The 19,381-nt window shown below is 51.6% G+C and carries 13 protein-coding genes; 11 read left to right on the top strand and 2 right to left on the bottom strand.

The window, feature by feature from the left end; translation table 11 throughout:
• Positions 1-132 precede the first annotated feature (132 nt).
• The 6 genes from ubiU to ACRRUX_RS01510 all read left to right on the top strand — a co-directional run bounded on the left by ubiU (position 133) and on the right by ACRRUX_RS01510 (position 11,380).
• A complete protein-coding gene (gene ubiU, locus ACRRUX_RS01485; RefSeq protein ID WP_432526449.1) occupies positions 133-1,134 on the top strand; it encodes a ubiquinone anaerobic biosynthesis protein UbiU in 1,002 nt (333 codons plus the stop codon).
• 23 nt (positions 1,135-1,157) lie between these two features.
• Complete coding sequence (locus tag ACRRUX_RS01490) at positions 1,158-2,027, top strand: U32 family peptidase (protein ID WP_432526451.1); 870 nt, start codon at positions 1,158-1,160, stop codon at positions 2,025-2,027.
• Between the two features lie 202 nt (positions 2,028-2,229).
• On the top strand, positions 2,230-3,762 hold the full coding sequence (locus ACRRUX_RS01495) for a methyl-accepting chemotaxis protein (protein WP_432526453.1): 1,533 nt from the start codon (positions 2,230-2,232) through the stop codon (positions 3,760-3,762).
• Positions 3,763-4,290: 528 nt separating this feature from the next.
• A complete protein-coding gene (locus ACRRUX_RS01500) occupies positions 4,291-5,613 on the top strand; it encodes a YjiH family protein (protein ID WP_432526740.1) in 1,323 nt (440 codons plus the stop codon).
• A 216-nt stretch (positions 5,614-5,829) separates the two neighbouring features.
• Positions 5,830-9,507, top strand: coding sequence for a two-component regulator propeller domain-containing protein (locus tag ACRRUX_RS01505; RefSeq protein ID WP_432526455.1), 3,678 nt, complete (start codon positions 5,830-5,832; stop codon positions 9,505-9,507).
• Positions 9,508-9,595: 88 nt separating this feature from the next.
• Positions 9,596-11,380: a GNAT family N-acyltransferase gene (locus ACRRUX_RS01510; protein ID WP_432526742.1), complete on the top strand. Its 1,785-nt coding sequence runs from the start codon at positions 9,596-9,598 to the stop codon at positions 11,378-11,380.
• An 86-nt stretch (positions 11,381-11,466) separates the two neighbouring features.
• Here the strand turns inward: ACRRUX_RS01510 and dapE are convergent, their stop codons facing one another.
• Positions 11,467-12,672 carry a succinyl-diaminopimelate desuccinylase gene (gene dapE, locus ACRRUX_RS01515; RefSeq protein WP_432526457.1) on the bottom strand — a complete coding sequence of 402 codons (1,206 nt, stop codon included), beginning with the start codon at positions 12,670-12,672 and terminating at the stop codon, positions 11,467-11,469.
• A gap of 106 nt (positions 12,673-12,778) precedes the next feature.
• Here dapE and ACRRUX_RS01520 point away from each other — a divergent pair, with 106 nt between their 5' ends.
• From ACRRUX_RS01520 to torD, 5 genes are all read left to right on the top strand, one after another.
• Positions 12,779-13,201: a CBS domain-containing protein gene (locus ACRRUX_RS01520; protein WP_432526459.1), complete on the top strand. Its 423-nt coding sequence runs from the start codon at positions 12,779-12,781 to the stop codon at positions 13,199-13,201.
• A 494-nt stretch (positions 13,202-13,695) separates the two neighbouring features.
• Complete coding sequence (locus ACRRUX_RS01525; protein WP_432526461.1) at positions 13,696-13,872, top strand: periplasmic nitrate reductase, NapE protein; 177 nt, start codon at positions 13,696-13,698, stop codon at positions 13,870-13,872.
• 30 nt (positions 13,873-13,902) lie between these two features.
• Positions 13,903-15,081, top strand: coding sequence for a pentaheme c-type cytochrome TorC (gene torC / locus ACRRUX_RS01530; RefSeq protein WP_432526463.1), 1,179 nt, complete (start codon positions 13,903-13,905; stop codon positions 15,079-15,081).
• 20 nt (positions 15,082-15,101) lie between these two features.
• Entirely contained in the window at positions 15,102-17,597 is a 2,496-nt protein-coding gene (gene torA, locus ACRRUX_RS01535) for a trimethylamine-N-oxide reductase TorA (RefSeq protein WP_432526465.1), read from the top strand.
• Positions 17,594-18,205 (top strand): molecular chaperone TorD, encoded by a 612-nt coding sequence (gene torD / locus ACRRUX_RS01540; RefSeq protein ID WP_432526467.1) that lies wholly within the window; start codon positions 17,594-17,596, stop codon positions 18,203-18,205. The genes torA and torD overlap by 4 nt, the downstream gene beginning before the upstream one ends.
• Before the next feature lie 363 nt (positions 18,206-18,568).
• On the opposite strand, the gene torR is transcribed toward torD, so the two are convergent.
• On the bottom strand, positions 18,569-19,276 hold the full coding sequence (torR, locus tag ACRRUX_RS01545; protein ID WP_432526469.1) for a two-component system response regulator TorR: 708 nt from the start codon (positions 19,274-19,276) through the stop codon (positions 18,569-18,571).
• Positions 19,277-19,381 lie beyond the last annotated feature (105 nt).

Genomic DNA, 19,381 nt, shown 5'->3' on the forward strand with positions numbered 1-19,381 from the left:
CTTTCGGTGCCGAAACCTGTCTTAAGTCAATTCCTGAATCACAAATTCCCCCTACACTCGGACGCCAATCACAGAACGACATTTGTTAAAAGTGGCCAGAGACTCATCCTGGCTATCAGGGAGTAATGCGTTATGGAACTGCTGTGTCCGGCAGGCAATCTGGCTTCGCTGAAAAGCGCCATCAAAGCCGGGGCTGATGCCATCTATCTGGGTCTGAAAGACGATACCAATGCCCGCTCTTTCGCTGGCCTTAACTTCACACCGGCCAAACTCGCCGAAGCAGCCCGCTTCACTCACGCCCATGGCCGGAAAATATTCCTGACTCTCAACACCTTTCCCAAACCCGGAGAAGAGCACCGCTGGTATCAGGCCGTTGATCTCGCCGCCGAGGCTCAGGTGGATGCGCTGATCGTGGCCGATATGTCACTGCTCGACTATGCCCATCACAAATATCCGGATATGCCGCTGCATCTGTCGGTGCAGGCCAGTGCCACCAATGCCAAGGCACTGGAATTTTATAAACAGACATTCAATATCGAACGGGCGGTATTGCCACGGGTATTGTCGATGAAGCAGGTGCGGGATTTAGCCAAAGAACACATAGTCGATCTTGAAGTATTTGCGTTTGGCAGTCTGTGCATTATGGCGGAAGGCCGTTGCCACCTGTCATCCTGGGTCACCGGCGAGTCGCCCAACACCGGCGGCTCCTGCTCTCCGGCAAAACATGTACGCTGGCAGGAGTCTGGCGACGCCAGATTTACCCGGCTCAATAATGTACTGATCGACAAATCCAATCTGAATGATCAGATGGGCTATCCAGTGGTTTGTAAGGGGCGTTACTGTACTGCCAGCCAAAATCAGGCCGACTTTCTGCTGGAATCTCCCACCAGTCTCAACACCTTAAGCCTGCTGCCGGAACTCTATCAGGCCGGCGTGGTATCACTGAAAATCGAAGGGCGCCAGCGCAGTCCGGCTTATGTGGAGCAGGTAACCCGGATCTGGCGTCAGGCAATAGACAGTTTTATGAATAATCCCTCTCAATTTGCAGTTCGCCGGGAATGGAATGCCATGCTGGCGAAAGTATCTGAAGGACAAATCACCACTTTGGGCGCCTATGAGCGCAGCTGGCAATAACTGACTTTCGTACGGAGATGATCATGAAGTATTCCCTCGGCCCTCTGCACTATTGCTGGCACAAAGATGAAGTTACCGCCTTCTATGATGCGGTAGCGCAATCCACTGTCGAACTGGTGTACCTGGGCGAAGTGGTCTGCAGTCGCAGGCGGGAACTGAAATTCAGCGATTACCTGCAGATTGCCCACCAGCTCAGAGACGCCGGCAAACAAGTCGTACTGTCCACCCTGGCACTGGTGGAAGCCAAATCTGAGCTGACTGAGCTGAAGAAAATCGTGGATAACGGCGAGTTCATGGTAGAAGCCAATGACATGGCGGTGGTCCAGTTGGCGCACGAACAGCGACTGCCGTTTGTGGCGGGGCCTGAAATCAATCAATACAATTTACAGACACTTAAGTTGTTGCAAAAAATGGGGATGCAACGCTTTGTGATGCCCCTTGAGCTGTCAAAAGACTGGCTGACAAAGGTACTGGCAGATAAGTCAGCACTGGGATTTGAGGCCGAGGTCACCGGATTTGGCTACCTGCCGCTGGCGCACTCTGCCCGCTGCTTTACCGCTCGTCAGCAAGGGCTGAGCAAAGATGACTGTAACACCGCCTGCATTGCCTATCCGACAGGCATCGAAGTGCTTACCCAGGAGCATCAGTCACTGCTCAGACTCAATGGCATTCAAACCCAAGCGGCACAATGCACAGATTTGCAGGACTATCAGCAGGATATGCGGGAGATTGGTGTGGACTGGTACCGAATATTGCCAGTCAACCTGTCCAGTATTGACTATGCTGAGCGCTTGATTGCCAATCAGCCCGCACGCCGCCCGGACTCCATAAGTAATGGCTATTGGCTGGGTCAGGCAGGCATGCATCATTGCGCATCTACAGGCGCTGACTAAGTCGTTTGCGATTGTATCAGTCCGACCAGACTGCCAGATTTAAGGCCGCACTTCCTTGAGTGCGGCCTTTTTCATTTCAGTGCCGCAAATAACGCTTTGTAAACATGCCATTTCTAGACTTTTGCCTACCTGTCCACAGCAGACAAAACTGATAAACTCGTCACATTTCATCGCAGAACTCAGTCGTTATCAGGGAGCAGATATGACGTTCAGGCACGCAGCAGAGGTAATAGTCAACCAGCAGGATGAGTTGATCTCCACGACAGATACCCGTGGCGTTATCACTTATGTAAATGACAAATTTGTCGAAATATCCGGATACAGTCGCGAGGAGTTGATAGGCAAACCCCACAATATTGTCCGCAATCCGGACATGCCCGCGGCAGCTTTTGAAGATATGTGGAGTAAACTCAAGCAGGGACAAAGCTGGCGCGGGATAGTTAAGAACCGCTGCAAAAACGGCAGTTTTTATTGGGTTGATGCCTTTGTCTCTCCTATTTTCAGTCATGGCCGGATTACCGGATATCAGTCAGTTCGACGGGCACCCAACAAACAATGGATCTCCCAGGCAAGTCTGATATATGAACGCCTGAACAATCAAAAATCCGTTCGCCGCCCACTGACTCTGACGCAAAAACGGGTCATCAGCGGGATGATGATCAGCGCCGGACTGCTGGCCTGCGGTTGGTTTTGGAGCTGGGGAGTGATGCTCGCGGGCATGCTTATCATGCTGCTGAATTTGGCCATCTTTTACGATGAAGCCTTCAGGATCCCGGCCAGACTCCTGTCTTTGCAGCGGGAATATGATTCCATCAGCCGTTGGGTGTACTGCGGCAAAGACACCTCTTCCATCCTCGACTTTCAGTTGTTGCTGTCTCAGGCCAGAATGCAGGGAGTATTGGGCAGAACCGAGGATCAGGCCACAGGCTTACTGGATATCGCTGAAGATCTGGCGGTGGCAACCCGGCAAACCCACGTCAGTCTGGATGAAGAGAAACTGCAAATGATGCAGATAGGGCAGTCCATGGAGGAATTGCAAACGACCATTAGGGAAGTTGCCAACAATACCAGTGCCACCTCTGAACATATTGATGATGCCTACCATCAATGCGCATCCAGCCGTGATGCAATGCAAGCCAGCAATCTCAATATGCGGGCACTGGCAGGCTCTGTCACCACAGCGGCCGCCAGTGCGGCACTGCTCAACAAAGAAGCCGAGCAAGTCGCCAATGCCATGGGAGAAATTGATGCGATTGCCGATCAAACCAATCTGCTGGCGCTGAATGCCGCAATTGAAGCTGCCCGTGCAGGAGAGCAGGGACGGGGATTTGCCGTCGTCGCGGATGAGGTCAGAGCGCTCTCCAGCCGTACTCAACAATCCACCAATCAAATCTCAGACAGTGTCGACAAGATGTTCACCATGCTCACCGAGTGGGCCAAGCAGATGGAGCAATCCCGCGCCCAGGCAGAGCAATGTGCTTTGGATGCGCAGCAATCCTGTGATCGAATCGAAGCCACTTATCAGAGAGTCAGTGATATCCACGGAATTGCCCAACAAAATGCGGTCGCCGCCAATCAGCAGGCGGCAGTGGCACAGGAGCTGGCTGACAACATTCACCGGATTGCCGCCCTCAGCGAGGAGAACCTGCAGGCAGTCAATATGATTGAACAGGCCGCCTATCACCTAAAAACCTGTGCTGAAACCACCAAAGCCCTTCGTCATACCTTTGGTTAAGCTGTTCGTTGGTTAAGTTGTAGTTCCCCACCTGACGAAGCCGGTTCAGGTGGGGCATTGGCGGGCAGAGCTTTGCCGAGGCGCTATCTTCTGTTAACGGCCTGACAAGCCAGCAACCAGAACTGCATAACAATTCAATTAATCAGCAAGATCGTTTGCAGCAACACCAACAAAACAATACATTAACACGGTGATATATATGCACTTTTTACGTGTATTTATGGATTTTTTAGGTATTATATATTCAGTCACATAAAGCAGATATTTATTTACTGCGATGAGTGTGAATAACAGAAAAAGTGCATTTTACAGCGCCGCAGTAAGGGGTTAACCTTGCAAACCACTTTTGCATAAATGTCTGCATGACCATGCAAAGTGGCGATGTTCCTGTTGTTGTCATGCCTGCTGATTGTTCCTGTACCAACATCAGCAGACGTGAGAAATCAGTCGGGGATTACCTGTTTTCAGTCGGCAATCAAGGGTTTAGAACTCGTGGAAAACGTTAAACAAAATTATAATATCAAGACGATGCTGACCTTTATCGTCCCTTCCTTTATCGGTCTGCTGCTGTTTATGACGCCAGTCAGTTACAACAATGATCTGACCATTCCCATTGCCGTGCTGGCTAAAGGTCTGCAAGCTGCTCTGGCAGAAGTGTTACCTCTGATAGTCACAGTCATTGTTGTCCTCAGTGCACTGGCAACCATACTGACCAAGCTGATGAAACCCAGACTGGTGATGGAGAATGCGTTTCTGAAAAATCTGCTGGATATTTCTCCGGTATGGTTTGTGGTTCGTTTGCTGGGCGCCCTCTTCATTGTGCTGACATTCAGCCAAACCGGTCCGGAAATGATTAACTCCGGCGGAACCGGCGCGCTGGTGCTGAACGACCTGCTGCCCATTCTGTTCTGTGTCTTCCTGTTTGCCGGCCTGCTGCTGCCACTGCTGTTGAATTTTGGCCTGCTGGAGCTGCTCGGCGCACTGCTGACCAAAGTCATGCGGCCGCTGTTCAATCTGCCTGGGCGTAGTGCTATCGACTGCATGACGTCCTGGTTGGGGGATGGCAGCGTGGGTATCCTGCTGACCACCAAACAATACGAAGAGAAGTTTTATACCCAGCGTGAAGCCGCGGTTATCGGCACCACCTTCTCAGCGGTCTCCATCACCTTCTCGCTGGTGGTTATATCGCAGGTCCAGCTGGAACATATGTTCATCCCCTTCTACATGACCGTATGTATGGCGGGCGTGCTGGCGGCCATCATAGTGCCCCGTCTGCCGCCACTGAGCCACAAGAAGGATCTGTTTATCGATCAGACAGAGCGCAAGGAGGACGATGAAGTCATTCCTGCGGGCTACACTGCCATGTCCTGGGGCATGGACAGAGCGCTGTACCGTGCCGACAACGCTGGCGGTGTGAAGCACTTCCTGACCGATGGCACCAAAAACATGGTAGACATGATTTTCGGTGTACTGCCAGTGGTGATGGGTATTGGTACTCTGGCGCTGATCATCGCGGAATACACACCGATTTTCAGCTGGCTGGGCATGCCGTTCATTCCACTGCTGGAACTGCTGCAAATCCCCTATGCAGAAGAAGCATCCAAGACTATCGTAGTGGGCTTTGCCGATATGTTCATTCCATCGATTCTGGCCGCCTCAATCGATTCGGAAATGACCCGTTTCGTTATCGCCACCCTGTCGGTAACACAGCTCATCTACATGAGTGAAGTGGGCGCGTTGCTGCTGGGCAGCCGCATCCCTGTTAAGGTCTGGGAACTGTTTGCCATCTTTATCCTGCGGACTTTGGTGACCCTGCCATTTATCGCTCTGATGGCGCATCTGTTCTTCTGAGCAACCAGCCAATATCCAGATGATGCCCGGGAATGCGGGCATCTGGTCTCTCTTCAAAAGGCTTCCTTCGGGAAGCCTTTTTCTTAAGTCCACAACTCGCAATCTGCCGCCCAACTTCTAAACTTTAAATCAATTGCATTAGTAAGTTGCTCAAGATGACGGCATGCCGGTCGGTCACCTTTACGCACCCTAATGACCTTAATCGGGAGAGTTTCAGTGAAAAGCGGATACCTGTTCACCCTACTTCTGGCGCTGACACTCAACAGCCTGTGTGCGCTGGCGGGATTTCCGCCGAAATTCGGACATATGGATATCGAAGACGGGCTCTCCATGAACACGGTAAACGACATGATATCTGACAATCAGGGATATCTGTGGATTGCAACTCAGTCCGGTCTGAACCGCTTTGATGGCAATAACTTCACTATTTTCAAGGCGGATAATCCCCCAGCCGGCACCTCCGGAGACGATATCTCCCACCTGTATCTGGATGATCAGGGCACCCTGTGGTTTTCCACTGTCAGTGACGGCATTAACCGTTACAACCGTGATCAGCAAAACTTCACTCACTTTCTGCCTGCCGTCACCGGCCTGCCCAGAGAAAACATTTCAGCCCTCAACGGCGATGAGGACGGCAATCTGTGGGTGGCTACCAGCGACCATGGCATCTATGTGTTCTCGCCGCAAAGCAGCACTATCGTGCACCATTACCTGGCCGAACTGCCAAGCCCGGTAGTAACCGCGATGCATAAGCATAATGGGGTGCTGTGGGTCGCAACCAGCGCCGGGGTGGTCAGCTACAGCAAGACCAGTGGCTTTATCTATCACGAGCAGCTGCAAGGGGTCATCAACAGCATTGCCAGCGGCGGATATGACTCATTATGGCTGGCCGGCAATAACCTGCTGTATCAGTTTATCCTGTCCCAAAATGAGTTTATCGATCACTCGGATCGCATGCCTGAGCCCCTTGATGGCGCAGAGGTCACCGCGGTCAAAGCCGATATCTACGGCGATATTTGGGTCAATATCCGCAATCAGGGGCTGGTGCAGATCAGTGCCGACACTACCCAGTTACACCAGCCCAATGCGCTGGATGCCGGCAGTCTGGGCAGTACTGCACTGAGCACCCTGTGGCTGGATAAAGAGGGGCAACTGTGGATTGGAACCCAGGGTGAAGGTGTTAATCGCCTCAATCTGGCGGCTCAGAAATGGCATCACATCCGCCCCGGCGCACTGCGTAATAAAGACATCACCACCCTCAACACCCGCGCCATATTCAGGGACTCATCCGGACAACTGTGGGTAGGTACCAGTCAGGGGCTATACAAGGTGATCGAAGAGGGCAAGATCATTGTCGACATGCAGCCATTCAGTGCTCCCTGGATTGGTCTGGCCAACAGTTTTATCAGCTTTATCGCGGAAGATAACCTGCAACGCCTGTGGATTGGCACCCGCGGCAGCGGGCTGCTGATCCTGGACAAAAATTACAGTTTACTCAGGCATTTCCGGCATGACCCGCTAGACCCGACCTCATTACCCAACGACAACCTGTTCCAGTTTTTCCTCGATGACCAAAACCAGATATGGATTACCACCCGGGGTGATGGCGTCATCCACTTTGCCGCTGACACACTGGCTTTCAAAACCTTCAGGGATATCTTTGGTGCCAATGAAACCTCTGATGTCATTCAGGACGCCAGAGGCAACATCTGGGTCAGCAGCTATGGTGGCGGACTGACCAGGATGAGTCCGGATGGCGCAATAACCCGTTTCAGCACTGACACCAAACCAGCCCTGCCAAGCAAACACCTGATGACTCTGGCTGTCACCGGACACCGGATATGGGCCGCAACATCTGATGGCATCATCATGTTTGACCCGGATAGCCAGCAAAGCCGGGTCTACAATACGGAGAACGGACTTATCAATGATGCGGCGTATCTGATGCACCGGGACAATTTCAACCGCATCTGGGTTGGTTCAGCCGCCGGACTCAGCCTGATTTTTCCAGAAACCGGCGTTATCCGTAACTTTTCGGTCAATGATGGCATTCAGGGTAACGAGTTCAATTTCGGCGCCAGTTTTGAAGAATCCGATGGCACCCTGTATTTCGGTGGCACTGAAGGTTATAACCAAATCATGCAGGGACAGACCTTCAATGTTAACAAGCCTGTAGCCCCGATTATCGAGTCAGTGCGGTTGATGGACGGGGTACATCAACTGTCGTCAGTAGCGCAACCCAATGCGTCCAATTCTCCTCTGATATCGTTGAGTTACGATGCCAACCTGTTTGTTCTGTTTTTCCACTCACCTTCACTGAGCCATGGTGACACCCTGGGTTATGAATATCGGATGCAGGGCTTCAACGACAGCTGGTTCAAAACTACCAACAATGAAGTCAACTTTACCGGTCTGGCGCCAGGCCATTACAAATTGCAATTGCGGGCAGTCAGTTTAAGCCGGGATTACAGTGATATCACAGAAGTGGAGGTCTATATTGCGCCTCCGCCTTGGCAGAGTTGGTGGGCCTTTATGCTATACGGACTGATGGCTCTCAGTGTACTGGGACTCATCTTTTACGTCTGGCAACAAAAGTTCACTGTACAGGAAAAATTGCTGCTGCAACTGGGTCGCAGCGAACAGCGTCTGCAACTGGCACTGTGGAGCAGCGGCGATGAGTTCTGGGATTGGCAGTTAAGCGACGGTAAATTAACCCGCAGCAACACCTTCCTGCGCTACCCCAGCAAAGAGAGCAGCCTGCAGGAAACCATTATGGCCACAGTCCATCCTGAAGATCAGGAAGCCGTGGTTCACAGAATGAAAAACTGCCTTAAAGGCAAGTCAGAAACCATTCATGTCTGTTATCGCGGGCGCTCTAGGGAAACAGATGAATGGATTTGGGTCGAGTGCCGGGGTAAGATCACCGAGCATACAGTCGATGGCAAAATCCAGCGAATGACCGGCACCATCAAGAATATTCAAGCGCTGAAAGATACCGAAGGGGCCTTGCGCCTGCTCAATATGGAACTGGAAGACAGGGTTGATGCGCGCACCCGGGAGCTGAAATCCAGCCAGCACAACTTGCAGGCCATGCTGGAAGAACTGCAACTGACCCGGGAAGAGCTCAAAGACAAAGAGAAGATGGCAACATTGGGGGGCCTGGTCGCCAGTATTACTCACGAACTCAATACCCCGATAGGCGTCTGCATTACTGCATCCTCCAATCTGATGGAGCGGATCAGCGAATTTAATCACAGGTATAAATGCAGAGAGGTCTCTGAAGGTGACTTCGCCCAATATCAGGAGGATGTTGAAGAGTCCTGCCGCCTGTTCCTCACCAATATGAAACGCATATCCAAGTTGATGAACAGCTTTAAGCATGTGGCGGTTGATCAGTCCCATGAAGAAGTATGTCAGTTCAATTTTCATAACTACCTCATGGACATACTCCAATCCATGGAACCTATGCTCAAACGCACCCGGCACCATTATGGTATTCACTGCCCGGAAAACCTGTGGCTCAAGACCAACCCGGGAGTGTTCTATCAGATAGTGTCCAACCTGTTCAACAACTCCATCATGCATGCCTTTGAGGACGGCGTTATCGGCAACATGACCCTGACAGTCACCCAGGCCAGAGACGGGATAGAACTGTGCTACCGGGACGATGGCTGTGGTATGAGTCCGGATGTCAGAGAGCAGATTTTCTGCCCCTTCTTTACCACCAAACGAGGCCAGGGTGGCAGTGGACTGGGCATGAATATTGTCTATAACCTGGTCACTCAGATACTGGAAGGACAACTGCAGGTAGAATCCATGCCCGGACAGGGCACCATAGTCACCATTTTACTGCCTGCCAACCTGTTGATAGAGCAGCCCAGAAAAGAAGCATAATCACTCATTGTGGCTGTCATATGTCGGTCATCGGCCTGTCATCTGACAGTCATCCCAGCTCTCTACTCTGAAGCCAACATGCCGGTGAATTCGCCACCGGCCGGCGTTCAGGACAGGGACAATGATATTCACTTCAGACCAATTGGTTGCACAGAACTTTCCAACTCTCAGCCGGCATCCCCTGCTGGCCAATCCCACCAAAGCGATACTGAAATACTTGCTGCATGAACAGCAATGCAATGATATCGCCGCCCAATTGTCGCATCTGCAGGGAACCGACTTTGTCGATCAATTGCTGGAAACCTTCGACTTCAGCTATACCCTCGCGGATCGTGAACGCGAACATATTCCCCACAGTGGTGGCGTCGTTATTTTTGCCAACCATCCCATAGGCTCTCTGGACGCGCTGGCGCTGATCAAACTCATCAGCGAAGTACGTAAAGATATCAAAGTCGTAGCCAATCAACTGCTGATGGCCATAACCCCACTTCACCAAATTCTGTTACCGGTGAACAACATGTCTGGGGGCACCGCCAAACAACATTTGACGGCCATCCACCAGCACGTCAAAAACGGTGGTGCATTGTTGATATTCCCATCGGGTGAGGTCTCCCGCCTGCGTCCCAACGGGGTCCGGGACAGCCATTGGCAAAGCGGCTTTGTCAAAATCGCCCGGGCCTGCAACGCCCCGCTGTTACCGGTGCTGGTTGACGCCCGCAATTCCGCTGCATTTTATGGAGCTTCCATGCTGTTCAAGCCACTTGGCAGCTTACTGCTGGTCAAAGAGATGTTTAAACAACAGGGTCGCCGCATGCCGGTGCGCATTGGCGGGCTGATTCCATTGCAGGCTCTGGACTCAGCTCATGGCGATATACATCAGCAGGCGCAGCGACTGAAATCCCATCTTTACCGACTCGGCAGTGGCCGCCCGTCACTGTTCAAAACACTGCCCCCCATTGCCCCGCCGGAACCCCGTAAAGCGCTGTGGCAAGCCTTGCGGGAGTGTCAGCTTCTGGGATATACCCAGGACAAGATGGCGATTTATCTGTACCGCCATCAGGAGACCAATCCCGTGATGCGGGAAATCGGTCGACTGCGGGAAGTGGCCTTCCGGGCAGTCGGCGAAGGGACGGGCAAGCGCCGGGATATTGATGGCTATGATTCCCGCTACCTGCATCTGGTACTTTGGGATCCTCAGCAAATGGAGATCGCCGGCGCCTATCGCTTGGGCTGTTGCCGACAAATCCTGGCAAACAATCAGGATTCTGGCCTTTACAGTCAATCTCTGTTTCATTTCAGTGAAGAATTTCACCCCATTATGGAACAGGGGCTGGAACTGGGACGCAGCTTTGTGCAGCCGCAATACTGGGGCAAACGCGCATTGGATTATCTTTGGTATGGTATAGGTGCCTTTCTGGCTCAACATCCTGAGTATCGCTACCTGTTTGGCCCGGTTTCCATCAGCAATGACATGCATCCTGAGGCCAAAGCCATGCTGGTACACTTCTACCGCCGTTTCTTTGGTCAAAGCGGGTGGGCAATCGCAAATCAGGGTTACCAGCTGACAGATGAGTTGCAGACCCGCCTCGATGCTCTTTATCCCGACCATGACTATGCCACCGGTTTTCCTTTGCTGAAGGCCAATCTGGCGTCACTGGGAGAATCTGTTCCTACCCTATTCAAACAGTATGTGGAAGTGGCCAAAAACGGCGGAACCCGGTTCCTTGATTTTGGCGTTGACCCTCAATTTAATCATTGCATCGACGGTCTGGTGTTGGTGGATATCTCGCTGCTTAAATCCAAAAAGAGAGCACGTTACGTGGATGCTCACCGTCAAATGGTGACCGAGGGTGACACTGAGCGAGCGGTTTGATGCCGTTTGATGCCTAAGTAATATTGCACAGTTTGAGAATAAGCCGCTCAGTCAATGCAGCGACTCCCCGGCTCATAACTGATGACTCAAACCGAACCCCAGAATCCGCTGAGTAAGTGCCGGTAGATCCGATATAACGTCATAATATCCTCCAGGCTGACCCGTTCATTGACCTGGTGTATTGTGGCATTGGGCAATCCCAATTCCACCACCTGGGTTTGCTCGGAGGCGAGAAACCGGCCATCAGACGTGCCACCTGAAGTAGACAAGCGCGGATAGGTGCCGGTCACGGCATTCACGGCCTGCTCGACTCTGTGTATCAGGCTGTCGTCCAATCCGGCCGGGGTGAAATAGGCGTCACATACTCTGTCCCACTGCAGCTGATAGTAGACCGCGTCGCGGGAGCCAAAGGCCATCGCCAGCTCAGTCTCTATCCGCGACTGTATGTCGGTGACCGAATACCTGTGACTGAACCTCACGTTAAAACAAAGCTCACAACGTCCGGGCACCAGATTGTCGACAAATGCCCCGGAATGAATCCAGGTGATCTGCAGACAGGTACCGGGAAAGTCATCACTGCCGTTATCCCACTCAAGCCCCTGCAGACTCGCGATAACCTGCTGTGCCAGTATAATCGCATTGACGGTACTGTCCGGGTAAGCCACATGTCCCTGTTTGCCAGTCAACGTCATACGGCAGGAAACCGCACCCCGACGGCCTATCCTGATGGCATCCCCGCTGCGGGTGGCAGCCGTGGGCTCTGCAATCAGGCAGTAGTCAGGCAAGGCATTCATGGCCTGCAAGTGCCTGACAATGTCGATTGTGCCATGCTCTGCCTCGCCTTCCTCATCACTGGTCAGCAGTACCTGCACCTGTAAATCGCGGGGTAGTCCGCAGGCTGTCAGTTGATCTTCCAGTGCTGCCAGCATGACCGCCACACCGGATTTCATGTCCACGGCACCCCGACCGTATAAGCAGTCACCAATAATCCGCGCCGCGAATGGGTCAACTATCCAGTTTTCCATTGCTCCCGGCGGGACCACATCTGTATGCCCGGCCAAGGCCAGTCTGCGGGAGCCCTTTCCCAGCACCGCCACAGTGTTGGTCACGCCCTGGCTCTGCCAGCAATCTATACTGAAACCAAGGGTCTGAAGTTTTTCATTAATCCACTTCTGACAGCCGCCATCCTCCGGCGTGACAGAGGGCATGGAGATCAGCTTGCGGGCATATCGAACGGCTTTGTACTCAGTTTGCCTGGTTTTAACAGTAGCAATGGAGCTTGGTATCGGCACTTGAATATCCTTCACTGACAGGAAACACACAGCACACTATTCCACCTCAGGCAGATGACAGCACAATGACCGCATTACAGCAATCACACTCTTTCGGAGGCTAACCATGTCAACAATCAAGCAGATCATGACCACTAAAGTGCTCACATTGCAGATGGACGACAGGCTGGAGCTGGCTCATCAGCTACTGGAACAGATGAGCTTCCATCACCTGGTGATTACCGAGGCAGGAAAAGTGGTTGGCGTGCTATCTCAAAGGGACATTTTTCGTGCGCTCAGCCCCAAACTGGGGATGAGCGCACAAACCGATAAAGACCTGAGCTGTCTGAACATCAGATTACATCAACTGATGAGCCGTCATCCGATTACCGTGGAACCACATACCAATCTGCAGACAGCGGCGGCCATTTTGCTTGAACATGGCATCGGCTGTTTGCCTGTGACCTCCGGAGATGGTCAGCTTGTGGGGCTGATCACCTGGAAGGACCTGCTGGCCGCGTTTATTCATCAACCCGCGCCCTGCCAGTAGCGCAAGGTCGCATGTGACGTACCACGCAATTCAGGCAATATTGCGACAACCGCCACCCGTGACTCAGATCACAGTCTTATCCCCATGAATCTACAGGCAAATAGTCTGGCAGCAGAGCTTACAACAAAGGTTCACGAAACAGTGTAATGCACTGATATCCACCAATATCAGAGAATATCTGCAAAGACGAGGCACACTTCATTCCCGTCCAGGTTTAAAGCAGCAGCGTCAATATCATGATATTTATGATAAAAATCACGATAACGCCGATTTCTTTGAGATAGATTTAAAAAGCTTTAATTTGCCGCCGCCATCAAACGCCAGTTACCGTGCCACAACAGGCTGTTCTGATTACAAAACTCTGCAGGCCAGAGTGCTTTTTCACAACTTTACATATCCTGTCAAAAGATATTCATTCTGACCGCCATAACGGTTCATATCGTTGAACTATAGTTTCTAAATTACACAGTGAATCTATTGGAGACTAACCAGTTATGGCGACCAATACCCCCTCCGAGCACACCGAAGAGCAGGTAAAGAGCAGTGAGTTAACAGCGCTGGGCTTTATCGTCGTCGTGCTGTTCCCCCTTCTGGCCGTAGGCTTTATCGGCTTCTATGGCCTTTGCGTATTCCTGTATGACACCTTTGGCGGTATGCCAGGTCACAACTAATCTCACATCCGATTTCGAGGACACTTTATTATGAAGTGGTTAAGCAATCTCTGGCGAACCCTTAACCGCCCGTCGCGCTATTTGACGCTGGGTATGATCAGCATTTCTGCATTTATTATGGGTATTATCTTCTGGGGTGGATTCAACACTGCGGTTGAAGCATCCAGCAAAGAAGAGTTTTGTATCAGTTGTCACACCATGAAAGACAACCCATACAAAGAATTGCAAAGCACAGTTCACTATTCCAATAATTCAGGTGTCCGTGCCACCTGTCCTGACTGCCACGTGCCACACGACTGGACCCAGAAGATGGCAGTAAAAGTGGCAGCGGCCAAAGACGTATATGGCGAAATTTTTGGGGTGATCAATACACCTGAAAAATACAACGCCAAGCGTCTGGAAATGGCCAGTCGCGTGTGGAAGCAGTTCGACCGCACCAAGTCTCAGGCCTGTAAAAACTGCCACAGATACGAATCTATGAACTGGGCAGAAATGAGCCCATTGGCCGTGAAACAAATGAAGCAGGCGGCTGAAAAAGACCAAAGCTGTATTGATTGCCACAAGGGTATTGCTCACCACCTGCCCAACATGGGGACTGCCCGTGCTCCTGAACTGATTGCTCAGGTTGGTCATGGTGTAACACCTGCCGTGGGTCAGGAATACTACTCAGCTCTGACCAAAGAGCTGTATGAAGGACCAACTGATAATACTGATGCCGGTATTCTGAACATCGCCACTGAAGTTAAAGTGCTTGAAGCCCAGGGCGACCGGGTAAAAATCAGCCTTAATGGCTGGCGTAAACGCATCGGCGCAGGCCGGGTTATCTACAAGGACTTTGGTGTAAACATTCTGTCAGCGCAGCTGACCATGGAAGCGGCCAAGCATGACGGTAATATCCGGGTATTTGAAGAGAAACAGGATCCACTGACCGGTCTGACCTGGCAGCGTGTGGAAGTCGACATCTGGACCAGCAAAGACTATCTGCTGCAAAACCCTGACATGCTGTGGAGCTACGCGAAGGACACCTACAACACCTCCTGTAGCGTATGTCATACCCAGCCAGAACCATCACATTTCGACGCCAATACCTGGCCTGGTATGTTCCAGGGCATGCTGGCCTTTGTGAACCTGGATCAGGACACCACTGCACTGGTACAAAAATACCTGCAGGAACATTCCTCTACTTTTGATAAGTCTGGCCAACACTGATTAGGATGCCACTGATGACAATGAATAGAAGACATTTTCTCAAAGGCCTGCTGTCTGTCTCGTGTGTAGCGCTGGGAAGCACTTCTGTGCTCAAGCCGCTGACAGCCATGGCCGGACCATTGAGTGAACCCAAAGAAGACTGGCTGGTTACTGGCAGTCACTGGGGTGCATTTCGCATCAATCGCAAAAATGGGGTAATCGATCAGGTTCTGCCATTTGATACCGATAAATATCCCAGCGATATGATCCATGGTATCCGCGGCCTGGTGTACAACAACAGCCGGGTACGTTACCCCATGGTGCGCCTCGACTATCTGCTCAAAGGCTGGGACAGCGACACCACCAAACGCGGTGATTTCCGCTTTGTGCGTGTGACCTGGGACCAGGCACTTGAACTGTTTATCGATGCACTGAACACGGTGCAGACCCAATACGGTCCCTCTGGTCTGCATGCTGGCCAGACCGGCTGGCGCGCTGTCGGACAACTGCACTCCTGTACCAGCCACATGCAGCGTGCAGTGGCAATGCACGGCAACTTCGTCAAGAAGGTTGGTGACTATTCAACCGGTGCAGGTCAGGTCATTCTGCCTTATGTACTGGGCTCCACCGAAGTGTACGCACAGGGTACGTCCTGGTCACTGATCCTTGAACACGCCGATACCATAGTGATGTGGTCAAATGACCCTTACAAGAACCTGCAGGTTGGCTGGAACACAGAGACTCACGAGTCTTATTACTATCTGGCTGAACTGAAGAAAAAAGTTAAAGAAGGCAAAATCAAGGTCATCAGTATTGACCCTGTGGTCAGCAAGACCCAGAACTATCTGGAAAATGTTGAGCATCAATACGTCAACCCTCAGACAGACGTGCCTTTGATGCTGGGTATCACCCATGAGATGTACAAAAAAGGTCTGTATGACGCCGACTTTGTGCAGGGGTACAGCCTGGGCTTCGATGAGTTCCTCAAATACCTGCTTGGCGAAACTGACGGTGTGGAAAAAACACCTGAATGGGCAAGTAAGATTTGTGGTGTCAGCCCTGAACGCATCCGAGAACTGGCAAAAGTACTGACTACGGGGCGGGTTCAGCTGATGATGGGCTGGTGTATCCAGCGTCAGCAACATGGAGAACAGCCTTACTGGATGTCTGCTGTGCTGGCAACCATGATTGGCCAGATCGGCTTGCCCGGTGGCGGTATCAGCTATGGTCACCACTATTCAGGTATTGGTATTCCGGCGTCCGGTGCGGCCATGCCAGGTGCCTTCCCCCGTAACCTGGATGAGGGCATCAAACCGATTTTCGACAATAACGACTTTAAAGGCTACAGCAGTGTCATTCCGGTAGCCCGCTGGATTGATTCGATCCTCGAGCCCGGCAAGGTGATTGACTCCAACGGTGGCAAGGTAACCTTACCGGACATCAAGATGATGGTGTTCTCCGGCTGTAACCCATGGAATCACCACCAACAGCGCAATCGGATGAAAGAGGCGTTCCACAAACTCAAGTGCGTGGTCACCATCGATACCAACTGGAATGCCGGCTGTCGTTTCTCAGACATAGTACTGCCCGCCTGTACTACGCTTGAGCGCAACGACATGGATATTTACGGTGCGTACGCCAACCGCGGTATTCTGGCCATGCACAAGATGGTTGAGCCACTGTTTGAAAGTCTGTCTGACTTTGAAATCTTCACCCGCTTTGCCCGCAAGCTGGGTAAAGAGAAAGAATATACCCGCGGCATGACGGAGCTGCAGTGGCTGGAATACCTGTACAACGGCAGCAAACAAGCCAACGATGGCCAGTTTGCCATGCCTGATTTTGCAGAGTTCTGGAAAGCCGGTTATGTCGATTTCGGCCAGGGACAACCCTGGGTACGCCATCAGGCATTCCGCGAAGATCCTGAAATCAATCCACTGGGTACTCCATCCGGTCTGATTGAAATCTACAGCCGGAAAATTGCCGGATACAACTACGACGATTGTCCTGGCCACCCAGCCTGGATGGAAAAAATCGAGCGCAGCCACGGTGGACCGGGATCCAAGAAACATCCTATCTGGTTGCAATCCTGTCACCCTGACAAACGTTTGCACTCGCAGATGTGTGAGTCTGACGAATACCGTGAAACCTATACAGTTAAAGGTCGTGAACCCTGCTATATCAATGCCAAGGATGCTCAGAAACGTGGCATCAAAAATGGCGATATTATCCGGGTGTTCAATGACCGTGGGCAACTGCTGGCAGGCGCCGTAATTTCGTCCAACTTCCCTGAAGGCGTAATCCGTATTCAGGAAGGTGCCTGGTTCAGTCCAGTGGGTAAAGACGGTTCCAAAGCAGGTGGCTGGGAAATTGGCGCACTGGATTCCTACGGTGACCCCAATACTCTGACACTGGATATCGGTACCTCAAAACTGGCTCAGGCTTGCTCTGCCTACACCTGTCTGGTTAACTACGAGAAATATCAGGGCAAGGTTCCTGAAGTCAGTGGTTTCAGCGGTCCAATTGAGGTTTCTCTATGACAGACAAGGAGTTAAACCAGGCCAGAAGTCTGGTTTACCAGTTGCTCTCGTCGCTGTTTGCCTGGGAAGTCAGCGAGCAGAGACAAAGGGAGTTGACCAGTGATGATGCCATGGCTTTTTGGCACTCACTGGCACAGGACGAGGCGCTGGCTCCTCAGGTGCAAATACTGCAATCAACGCTGATGCACATGATCAATGAGCGTCAGCGACTTGAGCTGGCCGCCGATTTTTGCGGCCTGTTTCTGGTCGGCGACAAGCAGTCGGCCTCTCCTTACGCCAGTCTGTATCTGAGCGATGAGGAAATGCCCACCCTGTTTGGTGAGCAACACCATGTCATGTGTGATTTTCTGCGCCAGAGTGGCTTGCAACTGCAGAGCGATTTCAAGGAGCCAGCAGATCATCTGGCAGTGATGCTGGCCTTTATGGGACAACTCTGCCTGCATGCTGACCGGGGATCTCAGCTGAGCTTTCTGGAAACCTGCATCGACTCCTGGCTGGGGCGTTTTGTCGATAAAGTTGATACCTGTGATCCTGGTCAGTTCTATCGGGCACTGGCCAAGCTGACCTTACTATGGGTCAGGGACGATATCAGCGCGCTGGCGAATTGATGAGAACTTCTCTGGCAAGGTGACGCTCTGAAAGGACAGACACTGTGTCAGGATCCCGGCAAACAAGCAGGGGTGTTGCTCTTTTCCCTAGCTTGTATAGCCTGACACTCAGGTAATTTGCTCAATAAAAAACGCAGTCACTGATATCAGCGACTGCGTTTTTTCTATTTTCTGTCTCACCCACTCAGTAACTTGCGGCCCCTTCAGTTGCATCGCCCCACCCGGAGATGGAAGAGATTGGCAGTAATCAACTGAACTGCGAAGCAATAGATATTGGCAGGGACTTTGTTGGTTGCCGTCTATATAACCAGCCCCGCTATCTGTTGACAGTTATGCCGCAGACCGCCAACGCCTAAGGCAAAATCAGTCCCGTGGTGAGGCCGCAAACAGATAGCCTTCACCGTGCACAGTCACAAACAAATCGCAGGACATCTTGTTACGTAAACGGCGGATAATGACATCTATGGTTCTGTCATTCACATCCTGATTACGATGGCTGGTCTGTTGCATCAATCGCTCCCTGGTCAACACCTGCTGCGGATGCAGGGCAAACACAACCAACAATTCAAACTCGGCTTTGGTCAACTTAATCAGCTCAGCACCTTTGCGCAGCTTCCTGCTGTTGAGTTCCAGCTCATAGTCTTCAAACTGGATCAGATTGTCCTGCCTGGCATGGGGCGCCGTGGCGGCCGCTTCAGCTTTTCGCACCAAAGAAATACGCCACAACAAATTGCGCAGCCTGACCTGCAGTTCTCTCAGTTCAAAAGGGGAAGCAATATAGTCATCGGCCCCCATTTCCAGTCCAATGATCCTGTCAATGGACTCACCTCTGTCACTGATCAGCACAATACCCACAGTGGATCGCGCCCGTAACTCTCTGGTCAGGTGCAATCCGGCAGAACCTGGCTGTCTGATGTTAAGCAGTACTAAATCAAGATGTTGTCTGTTGAACTCATACCAAAACTGCTCTGGTTCAGTCACACAAATCAGGCGATACCGGTTAGGTTCCAGATAGGTTTCCAGCTGAGTAAGCAGGCAAGTGTCAGTATCAAAAATAAGAATGTTGTACATAAACTTCAGCTGATCGGTAGATGAATTTTCTAATTTTATTCACAACTATTCATATTTTCACGGAAAATTAGTTTAAATTTAGTTTAAAAATGAACAAATTTCATC

Source organism: Shewanella sp. GXUN23E, from assembly GCF_050865035.1.
GTDB lineage: Bacteria > Pseudomonadota > Gammaproteobacteria > Enterobacterales > Shewanellaceae > Shewanella.